The sequence below is a fragment of the Bacteroidia bacterium genome, assembly GCA_037045145.1.
Lineage (GTDB): Bacteria > Bacteroidota > Bacteroidia > AKYH767-A > OLB10 > OLB10.
The window spans coordinates 20,112-32,682 of record JBAOIA010000012.1 but is presented as its reverse complement, the minus strand read 5'-3'; the positions used below and the strand labels follow the sequence as shown (position 1 = coordinate 32,682).

Below are 12,571 nucleotides of genomic sequence, written 5' to 3'. Positions count from 1 at the left end.
CCATGTACCCTACTCTATCCGATGCACTCCATGATTTACTGGGCATAAATATTCCTTTGCCAATTCAAACATTCGGGCTCATATTGGCATTGTCTTTTTTTCTGGCTGCATATATTTTAGTTTTAGAGTTTAAACGAAAAGAGCAGAATGGTTTATTAAAATCTTTCACTGTTACTACCATTAAAGGAAAACCAGCAACTACATTAGAGCTATTTTGGTCAGGTGTTGTTGGATTTATTGTTGGATTTAAATTGCTTGATGCCATTTTGAATTATAGTGACCTTGTTAATGATCCACAAACATTTTTATTGTCATCAAGAGGTAATGTCATTGGAGGAATATTGCTTGGGGCCTATTCTGTGTGGAGTAAATACAAAGAAAAGGATAAGCAAAAATTAGCAGTTCCGCAAACTGTTACAGAAGTTGGTTATCCTCATCAGTTTGTAATGAATATTACAATAGCAGCTGCGGTTGCCGGATTAATAGGTGCCAAAATATTTCATAACCTGGAGAATTTTGATGATTTTTTAAAAGACCCTGTTGATGCATTAATTTCATTCAGTGGACTAACTTTTTTTGGCGGATTGATTTGTGGTGCAGCTGCCGTAATATGGTATAGCAGTAAAAGGTTAAATGTGCCCCCTTTAGTGATGTGTGATGTTGCTGCACCGGCATTAATGCTGACCTATGGAACAGGCAGATTAGGATGTCACTTTTCAGGTGATGGCGACTGGGGCATTGTAAACACATTGGCAAAACCATCATGGTTCCCTTTTCCGGATTGGATGTGGAGTTATAACTATCCGCATAATGTAATTGGCGAAGGTGTTCCTATTGAAGGCTGTGTTGGAAAACATTGTTTTGAGTTGATACCTCCGGTTTTTCCTACGCCATTATATGAAGCGATTGCCTGTATTATTCTTTTCTTTGTTTTATGGAAACTACGAACTAAAATTGTTACTCCCGGAATACTTTTCTTTGTTTACTTATTTTTCACTGGTATAGAACGCCTCGCTATCGAACAGATTAGAGTTAACACCAAATACCACATTTTTGGAAAAGCTATTACACAGGCAGAGATTATTGCTGTGGCATGCATTATTGTTTCAATCGTTGGAATTACGCTTTTAAGAAGAAAAAATTCCGCTTCGACTTAAAGTCTGTTGACTTTAGAAAGATAAAATAGTATTTTGGCCAAGATTTTATAACCAAAACCTTTTCATGTTCCATAAAAGCTTTTTTACAGCATTAGTATTTTTATTTCTTTCTACCTCTCTTTTTTCACAAAAACGAATCAAAATTCCTGTACTTGATTATAGCACGGTGGATGAATTTGTTTTAAAACTAAAGCCCGAACAATGTAGTAGCATTGATACATTGGCTGCTGTAATCAGTAGAGAGTTTGACCGCCCTCATTTTCGTTTCAGAGCTGCATTCCGATGGGTAACTGAAAACATTATGTATGACATAAAAAACCAACGTCATCCGTTAAAAGCAAATGTTAGTGCTAACGATGTTTTTAAAAATAAAACAGCACTGGCCGAAGGTTATGCAAATATTTTGAATACAATATGTGCAAGAATGAGTATAACATGCCTTTCGGTGAATGGATTTCTTAGACGAAGCGAATTGCCCGGAACAAAAATTAAAAAACCAAATCATATTTGGAATACAGTAAAACTTTATGATAAGTGGTATATAATGGATGTGATGCTGGCAAGTGGATATTTTGAAAATGGTGATAAGACTTTTACAAAACGTTTTACCGAGAGATATTTTGCATTGCATCCGCGTCAGGTAGTTTTAACACATCTTCCTTTAAATGGAAACTTTCAATATTTAGATACAATTGTTGACAAGAATACTTTTCTCAAATACCCTAAAGTTTATGATTTCTTTTTTGATAACGGCATATATGCCTTAAGACCCGCTGATGGTGTGATACCTGTTTACAAAGGTTTAAAGAAACGTTTTTATTTCAAATCAATGGATAGTCTTGCAGTTGGTAAAATTGAAATTCGTGACGGAAAAAAATCTGAAAGATTGCAAAATACATTTACTCAGGTTGATAGTCTTGTATATTTCGATTATTTGTTTGAATCGAATAAGAAAAGAACATTGGATGTTTTTGTGGACGGACTACCTTTTTGTACTTACTTAATTGTTTCTGACAAAAAGAATAAACGTAGGGAAGAATAATGTTATCCAAATTGCACTGAAGTCATATTGATTGAACCGGCAACTAACTTATCGTTAAAAAATTCAGCATTTTCATTTTTTTGTTGCAGCCCAAGAATATACATTAATGGCAAATAATGATCTGGTGTGGGTACAGCCAGCAAAGCAGATTTACTGAGGGAGGTATAATTAATTAATGCCTGATGATCATTGTCTGCAATTTTTGATTTAAAAAGTTGATGCATTTCAACTGCCCAATCATAGCCAAAGCCAACTTCATCAATTTTATTCCATGCAATTTTCCCAAGGTTATGAACCATGTTGCCGCTTCCAATAATCAACACCCCCTTTGTTCGAAGCGAAGCAAGTTCTTTCCCTAATTGATAGTGAAAAGATGCCGGTTTATTAATATCAATGCTGATTTGAAGCACAGGAATATTTGCATCAGGATACATTCTTCTTGTAACAGTCCATGCTCCATGATCAAGGCCCCAATCATGGTCTAAAGTTGCATTTACCGACTTGAAAAGGTTTTTTGTTTTTTGAGCTAATTCAGGACTGCCCGGTGCATTATACTGTACATCATAAAGTGCTTGTGGAAATCCACCAAAATCATGAATGGTTTTGGGGTTATTCATTGCAGTAATAAAAGTTCCTTTTGTCAACCAATGTGCAGAAACAACAACTATTGCCTTTGGCAGCGGTAACGACTGACCTAATTTTTTCCATTGATTACTGAACTCATTGTTTTCAATGCCATTCATTGGAGAGCCGTGTCCTATAAACAACACCGGCATCTTATCGGTATTGCTCAAGTCATCAGTAATGTTTTTAAGAGAACTTAAAGTTCCAACAGCTCCTATACCGGCAATTGATGCTAAAAATTCTCTGCGATACATTTTATTTTTAGTAATTATTTAAGTACGAATAACGTGCAAAACCTGTAAAAAGTTTTTAAATATATTACTAAAGTCCAATATTGGTGGCCAGCGTTAATTGCACCAATAATAGTTTAGCGGTAGCTATTAATTCTTAAACATACTTAGCAACTGCCCAATGGTAGCTTTTAATTGTCTGCGGTCAACAATTTTATCCAGAAAACCATGCTCAAGAACAAATTCAGATGTTTGAAATCCTTTAGGTAAATCTTTACCAATAGTTTCTTTAACAACACGCGGACCGGCAAAACCAATTAATGCATTTGGTTCACCAATATTTAAATCACCAAGCATAGCAAAAGAAGCTGTTACACCACCTGTAGTTGGGTCTGTAAGTAAACTTATATAAGGCAATCCGGCATCTGCAAGTCTGGTAAGCTTTGCTGAAGTTTTTGCCATCTGCATTAAAGAAAATGCTGCTTCCATCATACGTGCACCACCCGATTTGTTTATAATCATTAATGGTACTTTATGTTGAATACTGTAATCAATTGCCCCTGCAATTTTTTCTCCCATTACAGAACCCATACTTCCCCCTATAAACTGAAAATCCATGCATGCCACTACTAAGTCGTTTCCGTTTACCTTACCAACAGCAGTACGCATTGCATCTTTCAATTTCGTTTTAGAAATGGTATCGCGCAATCGGTCTGTGTATTTTTTTGTATCAACAAAACCTAATGGATCGGCAGAGGTCAGTTCTGTATTAAACTCTGTAAACTGATTATCATCAAAAAGTATGTCAAAATATTCTTCAGACCCAATTCTATCATGATAACTGCATTTTGGACATACATATCTGTTTTCTGTATGCTCCAATGATGGAACAATAGCTTTGCATGAAGGACATTTATACCATAATCCCTCCGGAGTTTCTTTTTTCTCTTTGGTAGAGGTGGTAATTCCTTCTTTAATTCTTTTAAACCAAGTCATGTATGTATCAGTTTACGTTAATGAAATGTTGGGTTTATCAACTGATGTACTGTGTAAAATTCTATGCTAAAGTAACTTCTTTTGAAAGATATACATTCTGAATAGCATTTAACATTTCAACGCCTTCTTTAAATGGTTTCTGAAATGCTTTACGTCCAGAAATCAAACCTTGCCCTCCTGCTCTTTTATTTATTACTGCTGTTGTAACGGCTTCGGCCATATCTGTTGCACCTTTTGATTCTCCACCTGAATTGATTAATCCCATACGTCCATTATAGCAATTCAATACCTGATATCGGCATAAATCTATTGGGTGATCAGAAGAAAGTTTTGTATAAACATCTTTATGTGTTTTGCCGAAATTGATAGCTGTATAACCTCCATTAAGCGTTGGTAGTTTTTGTTTGATGATATCGGCCTGAATAGTTACTCCAAGATGATTTGCCTGTGCTGTTAGATCTGCAGCAGTGTGGTAATCTACACCATCCTTTTTAAAACCCGGGTTACGTAAATAGCACCAAAGAACTGTTGCCATTCCCAATTCGTGCGCATGTTCAAAAGCTTGTGCAACTTCAACTATTTGCCTCGATGATTCTTCACTTCCAAAATAAATTGTTGCACCAACAGCTGCAGCACCCATATTCCATGCTTCGTCAATTGTGCCAAACATTATCTGATCAAATTTATTTGGATAGGTCAGGAATTCATTGTGATTTATTTTCACAATAAAAGGTATCTTATGTGCATATTTTCGAGAAACCGATGCCAGTACTCCATACGTTGAAGCAACTGCATTGCAACCTCCTTCAATGGCTAACTTTACAATATTTTCAGGATCAAAAAACATTGGGTTTGGTGCAAAGCTTGCTCCTGCAGAGTGTTCAATTCCCTGGTCAACAGGAAGAATAGACATATAGCCTGTGCCCGATAGCCTGCCATGATTATAGAGCGACTGCAAACTACGCATAACCTGATTACTTCTGTTTGAAGGAATAAAAATGCGGTCAACAAAGTCACTCCCCGGCTGATGTAATGTTTCCTTTGGAACTGTTTTACAAACGTGGTTTAATAATTTCTCAGCATCTTTTCCAAGTAATTCCGTAATTTTGTTCAACATAATATGTATTTAAATGTCAGTTAAGTGTGGCAAAACTACATTTTTTTTTATTCCATACCATCATACTTATACTGTTCTGTACATTAATATTTTTACATTAATTATCTTGAAATGAAAATTGTAATTCCGGTTGCCGGTATTGGTACTAAACTTCGCCCCCATACACACACGCAGCCAAAAACTTTGGTGCCGGTTGCAGGTCATCCCATTCTGGCTCATATCATTGATTATTTCGTACAGTCAGGATATGATGAGTTTGTATTTATTATAGGTTATATGGGCGAAAAAATTGAAGAATTTGTAAAAAGCAAATATCCTTCTCTTAAAGCCGTATTTATAGTACAGGAGCCACGTGAGGGTACCGGTCATTCTGTTTGGTTTGCCCGCAACCATGTTCATGCAGAAGATGAAATGCTCATTGTTTTGGGTGACACAATTATTGATTTTGACATTCATGTTTTTAAACAAGCAGAACATTCTCTTTTAGGAGTAAAAAAAGTTGATGACCCGCGAAATTTTGGTGTCGTTGAATTGAATGATGATGGTTTTGTTTCCAAGCTGCATGAAAAACCGGTTATTCCAAAATCTAACCTTGCTCTAGTAGGAATCTATTTTATCAAGCAGGCAGGGCATTTATTTGAAGCGCTTAATTACATTATTGAAAATAACCTGAAAACACGCGATGAATATCATCTGACTGATGCCATGATGCGTATGATTGATGATGGTGAGAAAATCAAAGTCTTTCATGTGGGCAATTGGTTTGATTGTGGAAACAAAGAAAGCCTCCTTGAAACTAATGCTATTTTGTTAGACCGTATCGCAGAAACAAATACCAAACCACAGAAGTTTCCAAACACGATCATCATTCCTCCGGTGAGTATTGCCTACAACTGCGATATTTCCGATTCCATTATTGGTCCTCATGTTTCTATTGGCGAACATACCATTGTAAAATATTCTATAATTAAAGATTCAATTATTGGCTCGTATTCGCAATTAGAATCTGCCGTTTTACATCATTCTGTAATTGGAAGTGATGCTTTTTTAAAAGGTCTAAGTCAGAGTCTGAATATTGGTGACAGTACTGAAATTGATTTTAGCTGATGTTATCAACATATTTGCTAAAATTAATGGTTATATTTTTTTATTAATCGCGTATTTTTTTGATAATTATATTAGTTAAAAAACTATTTTTGAATTGTAAATTTCAAAATCAATAAAATATGAAAAAATTATTTACTCTACTTACGGCTGTAGCATTAGGAAGCCTAACATCCAATGCACAACTTATTTATGACAATGGTTCTATTGTTAATCAACCGGGTGCCGGAGCGGGTGGAGCCAATGTTTCTGCCTTACATGATGGATTGAATTCATTAGGTATTGGACATGCTGTTTCCAGTGGCTATCGCGTTGCAGATGATTTTATCATTCCTGCAGGTCAAACTTGGACCATTGACTCCATTGTTTTTTTAGCTTATCAAACAGGCTCGGGTACTACTTCAACAATGAATGCGGTGAACTGTGCTATTTATGATGGTGCACCGGATGTTGGAATATTACTTTTTGGAGATCAAACTACTAGTTTGTTACAGAACACCTACTTTTCTAATATTTACCGAACTTCAGAAACAGCATTGACAAATACGGATCGTCCGGTAATGCGCAATGTTATTGTACCACCATCTGCATGGAGTCTTAGTGCAGGCACTTATTGGATAGATTGGCAAACCGGTGGAACTTTGGCTTCAGGACCATGGGCACCTCCTCTTACCAATGCCAACACTACAACAGGTAATGGCATGCAATATGATCCTACAAATGCAGTATGGGGACCTTGTAATGATGGTGTTACTCTTACACAACAAGGTTTTCCATTTGAAATTTATGGAACTATAACAACTTCCATCAACAATGTTGAAGCAGAGAATATCTTGACAGTAATGCCTAATCCTTCAAATGGTACTTTCAGGATTAATGCTTCTTTTACAGGAAAGACTAATCTTGAAATTAGTGTTTCCGATATGATGGGTAAAACAATTTACTCCAATATGCTGAATGATATTTCTGTTGTATCAAAAACTGTTGAACTTAAAAATGCCGCTAAAGGTGTTTACATTCTAATATTAAACAGTGATTCAGGAAAAACAATAACTAAGAAAATTGTTATTGAATAAATTTAATTAATTAAACAAAAAAGAGGCTGTCTCAAAACAATAAATTGAGGCAGCCTTTTTTTATATACTGCTTTATAGAGGCAGATGATTAAAAAGAAATCAAGTTTTATTTTTATTCCTGAAGGACGTTATGGTGCATTAGGAGATGTTTTTAATGATTATGACATCCTTTTTTTGATTTTTTTCAGTTCAAGAGTGCTTTTTGTTTGAGATTAAATCCGATCAGGCACAATCCGGCCTCTATCTCTACTTTAGGAATAGATCGCAGCATGAACCGTTTAAAATTTTTGTTTTGCTTGAGGCAAGCAAACACAGGCTCTATGGTGTAGCATCTTTTTTTTCGATGGGCGATGCCTTGTTCACTTTTCAAATTTTCATTGGCTTTATTTTTCAGTTGGATCAGTTGCTGATTGACTTCGATTGTTCTGTTGTTTTTTGATTGATGACATACGCTTCTTAACGGGCATCCGTTGCAGTTTTGCGTCTGGTATTTTTTTACCTGTTGTGTATATCCATTTTCGGTTGTGCGTGTTGAAGTACTGATGTATTGCATGCGTTGACCCATTGGGCAGTAGTAGCAATCTTGCTCCTTATTGTAATAAAGTTCATCACTCTTAAATCCTTTCTTATAGGTGGCTTTGCGCTTTTGTTCTTTATCAAAGGTGTTGTATTTAACATAGCCCTCAATGCTGTTGTTTTGCAGGAACTGATAGTTTTCGTGCGACCCGTATCCGGCATCTGCTGTGATGCTCTTTGGATAACTACCGTAAAGTTGTTGATATTGATTGATGTGCGGAATGAGAGTAGTGGTGTCGGTTGGTTTTTGATGCAAGCTGTAGTTCACACAAAATATTTTTTTACCGGGACATGAACTGGCTTGTAAATTATATCCGGCTTTAAGTTGTCCGTTACGCATGTGGTCTTCCTTCATACGCATAAAAGTTGCATCCGGATCGGTTTTGCTGTAACTGTTTCGATTACCCAGTATGGCCTCTTGTTGCTCATACTTTTCCATGCGCTTTACAAAATCGGTTTTTGCTTTTTTGATTTGGTCAAGAGTTTTTTTTTCAACCTGTTTGTTTTTCAATGCCTCATCAATCTGCGCTGCCACAGCTTTTACTTTTGCTGCATCGATGTTCTTAAAATCAATCGGTTCGGTATCTTTTAATTCTTCTACGGCAACTTGCTGGCTGTAGTTCCACAACGCTTCTAACTGTTTTGCTATTTTTTCCTTTTGCGTTTTGATGGCTTTGCCCCACACAAAGGTGTATTTGTTGGCATTGGCTTCTATCTTGGTGCCATCGGTATAAACTTCTTCTATACTAACCAGTTCTTCCTTTACCAACAGGGTTACCACCTGGGCAAATATTTCTTTAATCTCATTTTTTAATTTCGAACTGCGAAAACGGTTAATCGTATTATGATCCGGTGTACTCATACCCGTTAGCCACATGTAATGGATGTTCTCTTTCAGGGCCGCTTCTATTTTACGACTGCTGTACGTATTGCTTAAATAAGCGAACACAATGGCGCTTAATAGCATACGTGGATGATATGAACTTGTACCACCTCCTTTATACTGATCAATCAGCCCATCTATTTTAATTTCGCTGATGATTTGTTGTACTACACGCACCGGATGATTCTTATCAATGAGTTCATCAAAACTCGGTGGCAACAACATTTGCGGATTAAACTGATATGGTTTGAATACTATATTGGTTTTGCTCATGCAACAAATTTAGTTGCATCACCTTTCCTTCTTTCCCTTTTGGATAACTATTCTTTTTTTGTTAATAACCTTTGATTTTCTAAAAAATCAAAAGAGGCTGCCTACTTTTGAGACAGCCTCTTCTTTGTTTTTAAGTAACAGAAAATTAACTTAATTTCAATTTATTATTTTATCCAATTCAAATATAGTAAAACTACATATCCATCTTCTGCCAACACCAAACTATCAGGATATGGATTTTCAATAAGTGAATCACCTGCAACAACAGAAAAGTTAAAAGATTTCATTAAGGTTGAATCTATAGCCGGTGATGAAATACTTTTTTCAAAATCATAAATATCAAATTGTACATTACTGCCAATTGCACGTAAAGGATATGGCGTAGTCAAAAAATAAGGCAGAGGCAAGCTATCAGGATTTACATTGTCAAAATGAAAACTCTGAACAAATTCAGGATAGTCAATAGAGTCAATATCTTTGAAACGGTAAAAAATATCTGCACGACCTGCTGTGTCAACAGAGTCTGCTACATCCCAATTGTTTCCCGAAGGATCTGTTGCCGGCATTTGTGCTAAAAGAATTGCACGTATTGAAACACCGCTGCGTGTTCCATAATATTGAGAAGGACCGGTGCCGGGGTCATTATAATCTTTCTGACATGCAGCAAACAGTAGAATTATTGACAAATAAAAAAGACCTGATTTAATATTCATGAGAACTATAAACTTTAATAATTGGTGCTAAAATAAAAAAGCCACCTTAAAAAAGGCAGCTTTTTGATATTTTATAATGCAGTTATTTATTTACCGCGAACTTTACTTTCACTTGAAACGGTCAGTTTTTTACGACCTTTTGCTCTGCGAGAAGCCAATACCCTACGTCCGTTAGCCGTAGCCATTCTTTCACGAAAACCATGTTTGTTTTTTCTCTTACGCTTTGAGGGTTGATATGTTCTTACCATAATAATTCAGTTTTTATTAATGCTGCAAAATTCTTTTTAGAGGCGGCAAAGATATAATTAATTCTTTTATACTAAAGGCAAGTAGATTATTTTTTTTTCTTTATAAAATTCTTCAGGAATAAATGCTGTAACATTTTCTGTAAATAGCTTATTTTCAAATGGTTTTAGCTCTTCGGTTAAATCTCCTCCCTTTAAGCAAATCAAACCGTTTGGCATAGAACTGTTACCCTTAGAATTTATTTTACCCCTACTCCATTTTACTAAATCTGCCATCGGTGCAGTTGCTCTTGAAACAACAAAATCAACTTTTTCAGATACGTCTTCAGCACGTTTGTTGAATACCACAACATTAGATAACCCAAGTTGATTGGCCATTTCTATAACAGCCTCAGTCTTTTTACGTATAGAATCAACCAAATAAAAGTTGGTTTCAGAGAAATAAATAGCCAGCGGTAAACCGGGCAACCCACCACCTGTGCCAATGTCCATAACTTTAGTTCCTTTACCAAAATCAATAAACTTAGCTATAACTAATGAATGTATTAAATGATGGAGATAAAACTGTTCTATATCTTTTCTTGAAACAAGATTAATTCTCTCATTCCATGACTTAAACAATTCAGCAAACAAGATAAATTTTTCCTTCTTTTCTAAAGATAATTCCGGAAAGTAGCGTTGCAACAATAAAACTCCGCCTGACATCACTTATGGACGATGTTCAGAGTTTTTCATAATCTGATACAGAAACTCACGTGCTCTGAACAATTGAGCCTTTACCGTTCCCAGAGGTAAATCCATGTTGGTTGCAATTTCTTCATAACTCAATTCCTGAAAATATCTAAGTTCGATGAGTGTTCGGTATCTGGGTTTTAGCTTATCTACAACTTCACGCATGGTTTCCATTTTCTGCTTCTTCATTAGTTTTTCTTCAGGGCCAATGGAATCTGATTTAATTTCTAATGCAACATCTTCTCCGTTTTCATTTTCATAGCCTTTGTCAATACTCAACATCTGCTTTCTCTTTTTACGGATATAATCAATGCAATTGTTGGTTGCTATTTTAAACAGCCAGGTACTAAAAGCATAATCCGGTGTATATTGATGGATGTTTTTAAATGCCTTGCCGAATGCTTCAATTGTCAAATCATCTGCATCGTCACGGTTGTTCACCATTTTCAGCAACATAAAATAAATGGAATCTTTATAGCGCGACATCAATTCGGCATACGCTTTCTGATTGCCATGGTCAACTGCATCGCGTACCAACTGATAATCTACAACAGCTTTGTCACTGAGGTTGGGATTAACTTCGTTTTTATTTTGTGCTTCTTGTGCAGTTTTGGGACTTTTTACTTCCATGTTTTAGTCTTTATTAAACGATTGGAGATGGCAATAAAAGGATAAACAACAGCTATCCATATATCGAATACCGGTATAAATGGAATTAAGTCGCCTTCCTTTAATTTTCTTAAGCATGAGCCAAAAATAATCATTTGAAAAACCAAACGTAAACTAAAGGCAGCAACAACGTATTCAATTTTAAACTGAATTATTAACAATGCAATAAATAAAACAAGGAAAGAAATATGTGAAAAATAGTATGCGCCTAAAAGCATTTTATGTTTAAACTTATATAGGCGAGAAGCACTTATATGTCTCTTCTTCTGTCTGAACCAGTCTATAAAATCAGTTTTGGGTTGTGAATAAGTAAAAGAATCGGGGTTAATCTGTACTGAAAGATTCTCTGCAGTGGCTGTATCATTTATAAAAAGATCATCATCGCCTGACATGATATGTTGATGGCGGGCAAAGCCTTTATTCTCGAAAAACAAAGAACGCTGATAAGATAAATTTCGACCTACGCCCATGTATGGATTTCCTGCAAGAGCAAACGAAAGATACTGCATAGCATTAAAGGCAGTGTCAAATCTTACCCATCGGTTTAAAATTGACGAAGACTTAATATATGCACCATAGCCAATTACAATTCTTGTTTGTTGCTTATAAGGTTGCATCATTAGCCGCATCCACTGATTGCTTGCCGGATAACAATCTGCATCAATCAATAACAGATGATCAAATAAAGCAGATTTTATTCCAATTGTTAATGCAAACTTTTTACCATGCTGATAACGTTCCTGTTCCTTAATAGAAACAATTTTAAGGTGCTTGTATGTTGAAGACAATTCTTCAAGATATTTTTCCGACTCATCCCACGAACAGTCATTAACTACAATAACCTGATATCGCGGATAGTCTTGTTCTAATACTTGTTGCAGATTTGCTTTTAAATTCTTCAGTTCATTTCTGGCACAAATAATTATTGAAACAGGCGGCTCAATTTCTGAGACTGGCTCATTTACTGTTTTGTGTAGTGCCAATCGCACAAAAACAAATAAATAGTAGATTAATTGTATGGCAAAAAATGCCACAAGCAAATAAAAAAGTAACAATGAAATATTATTTATGGTTACAAAAGGCGGTATGGGAATCAAAATAACTTTGGTGTTGATAAGCGCGCAAATGTATGAA

At 35.7% G+C, this 12,571-nt stretch carries 13 protein-coding genes; 4 read left to right on the top strand and 9 right to left on the bottom strand.

Going from position 1 to position 12,571, the window contains the following annotated elements:
* Positions 1–2 precede the first annotated feature (2 nt).
* A complete protein-coding gene (locus tag V9G42_09610) occupies positions 3–1,157 on the top strand; it encodes a prolipoprotein diacylglyceryl transferase family protein (protein MEI2759668.1) in 1,155 nt (384 codons plus the stop codon).
* Between the two features lie 64 nt (positions 1,158–1,221).
* Complete coding sequence (locus tag V9G42_09605; GenBank protein ID MEI2759667.1) at positions 1,222–2,199, top strand: transglutaminase domain-containing protein; 978 nt, start codon at positions 1,222–1,224, stop codon at positions 2,197–2,199.
* A 2-nt stretch (positions 2,200–2,201) separates the two neighbouring features.
* Here the strand turns inward: V9G42_09605 and ygiD are convergent, their stop codons facing one another.
* The 3 genes from ygiD to V9G42_09590 form a co-directional block, all read right to left on the bottom strand.
* Positions 2,202–3,077 (bottom strand): 4,5-DOPA dioxygenase extradiol, encoded by an 876-nt coding sequence (gene ygiD / locus V9G42_09600; GenBank protein MEI2759666.1) that lies wholly within the window; start codon positions 3,075–3,077, stop codon positions 2,202–2,204.
* Between the two features lie 126 nt (positions 3,078–3,203).
* Positions 3,204–4,049: an acetyl-CoA carboxylase, carboxyltransferase subunit beta gene (accD, locus tag V9G42_09595; protein MEI2759665.1), complete on the bottom strand. Its 846-nt coding sequence runs from the start codon at positions 4,047–4,049 to the stop codon at positions 3,204–3,206.
* 61 nt (positions 4,050–4,110) lie between these two features.
* Positions 4,111–5,166, bottom strand: coding sequence for a class I fructose-bisphosphate aldolase (locus V9G42_09590; protein MEI2759664.1), 1,056 nt, complete (start codon positions 5,164–5,166; stop codon positions 4,111–4,113).
* 111 nt (positions 5,167–5,277) lie between these two features.
* Between V9G42_09590 and V9G42_09585 the strand changes: the two genes are divergently transcribed.
* Both V9G42_09585 and V9G42_09580 read left to right on the top strand, forming a co-directional pair.
* Positions 5,278–6,273, top strand: coding sequence for a sugar phosphate nucleotidyltransferase (locus V9G42_09585; protein MEI2759663.1), 996 nt, complete (start codon positions 5,278–5,280; stop codon positions 6,271–6,273).
* Positions 6,274–6,392: 119 nt separating this feature from the next.
* A complete protein-coding gene (locus V9G42_09580) occupies positions 6,393–7,346 on the top strand; it encodes a T9SS type A sorting domain-containing protein (protein ID MEI2759662.1) in 954 nt (317 codons plus the stop codon).
* A gap of 184 nt (positions 7,347–7,530) precedes the next feature.
* On the opposite strand, the gene V9G42_09575 is transcribed toward V9G42_09580, so the two are convergent.
* From V9G42_09575 to V9G42_09550, 6 genes are all read right to left on the bottom strand, one after another.
* Positions 7,531–9,078, bottom strand: a complete 1,548-nt coding sequence (locus V9G42_09575; GenBank protein ID MEI2759661.1) for an IS1182 family transposase — start codon at positions 9,076–9,078, stop codon at positions 7,531–7,533.
* Between the two features lie 164 nt (positions 9,079–9,242).
* On the bottom strand, positions 9,243–9,791 hold the full coding sequence (locus tag V9G42_09570; GenBank protein ID MEI2759660.1) for a hypothetical protein: 549 nt from the start codon (positions 9,789–9,791) through the stop codon (positions 9,243–9,245).
* Positions 9,792–9,877: 86 nt separating this feature from the next.
* Entirely contained in the window at positions 9,878–10,039 is a 162-nt protein-coding gene (gene rpmH / locus V9G42_09565; GenBank protein MEI2759659.1) for a 50S ribosomal protein L34, read from the bottom strand.
* A gap of 66 nt (positions 10,040–10,105) precedes the next feature.
* On the bottom strand, positions 10,106–10,741 hold the full coding sequence (gene rsmG / locus V9G42_09560) for a 16S rRNA (guanine(527)-N(7))-methyltransferase RsmG (GenBank protein ID MEI2759658.1): 636 nt from the start codon (positions 10,739–10,741) through the stop codon (positions 10,106–10,108).
* Positions 10,742–10,744: 3 nt separating this feature from the next.
* Entirely contained in the window at positions 10,745–11,398 is a 654-nt protein-coding gene (locus tag V9G42_09555) for a sigma-70 family RNA polymerase sigma factor (GenBank protein MEI2759657.1), read from the bottom strand.
* Positions 11,389–12,534 (bottom strand): glycosyltransferase, encoded by a 1,146-nt coding sequence (locus tag V9G42_09550; protein MEI2759656.1) that lies wholly within the window; start codon positions 12,532–12,534, stop codon positions 11,389–11,391. Before V9G42_09550 ends, V9G42_09555 begins: the two co-directional genes overlap by 10 nt.
* Positions 12,535–12,571: the final 37 nt, after the last annotated feature.

Excerpts from the sequence above, each read along its gene's own strand:
- V9G42_09610 (MEI2759668.1), top strand. The coding sequence starts at position 3 with ATGTACCCTACTCTATCCGATGCACTCCATGATTTACTGGGCATAAAT.
- V9G42_09605 (MEI2759667.1), top strand. The coding sequence starts at position 1,222 with ATGTTCCATAAAAGCTTTTTTACAGCATTAGTATTTTTATTTCTTTCT.
- ygiD (MEI2759666.1), bottom strand. The coding sequence starts at position 3,077 with ATGTATCGCAGAGAATTTTTAGCATCAATTGCCGGTATAGGAGCTGTT.
- accD (MEI2759665.1), bottom strand. The coding sequence starts at position 4,049 with ATGACTTGGTTTAAAAGAATTAAAGAAGGAATTACCACCTCTACCAAA.
- V9G42_09590 (MEI2759664.1), bottom strand. The coding sequence starts at position 5,166 with ATGTTGAACAAAATTACGGAATTACTTGGAAAAGATGCTGAGAAATTA.
- V9G42_09585 (MEI2759663.1), top strand. The coding sequence starts at position 5,278 with ATGAAAATTGTAATTCCGGTTGCCGGTATTGGTACTAAACTTCGCCCC.
- V9G42_09580 (MEI2759662.1), top strand. The coding sequence starts at position 6,393 with ATGAAAAAATTATTTACTCTACTTACGGCTGTAGCATTAGGAAGCCTA.
- V9G42_09575 (MEI2759661.1), bottom strand. The coding sequence starts at position 9,078 with ATGAGCAAAACCAATATAGTATTCAAACCATATCAGTTTAATCCGCAA.
- V9G42_09570 (MEI2759660.1), bottom strand. The coding sequence starts at position 9,791 with ATGAATATTAAATCAGGTCTTTTTTATTTGTCAATAATTCTACTGTTT.
- rpmH (MEI2759659.1), bottom strand. The coding sequence starts at position 10,039 with ATGGTAAGAACATATCAACCCTCAAAGCGTAAGAGAAAAAACAAACAT.
- rsmG (MEI2759658.1), bottom strand. The coding sequence starts at position 10,741 with ATGTCAGGCGGAGTTTTATTGTTGCAACGCTACTTTCCGGAATTATCT.
- V9G42_09555 (MEI2759657.1), bottom strand. The coding sequence starts at position 11,398 with ATGGAAGTAAAAAGTCCCAAAACTGCACAAGAAGCACAAAATAAAAAC.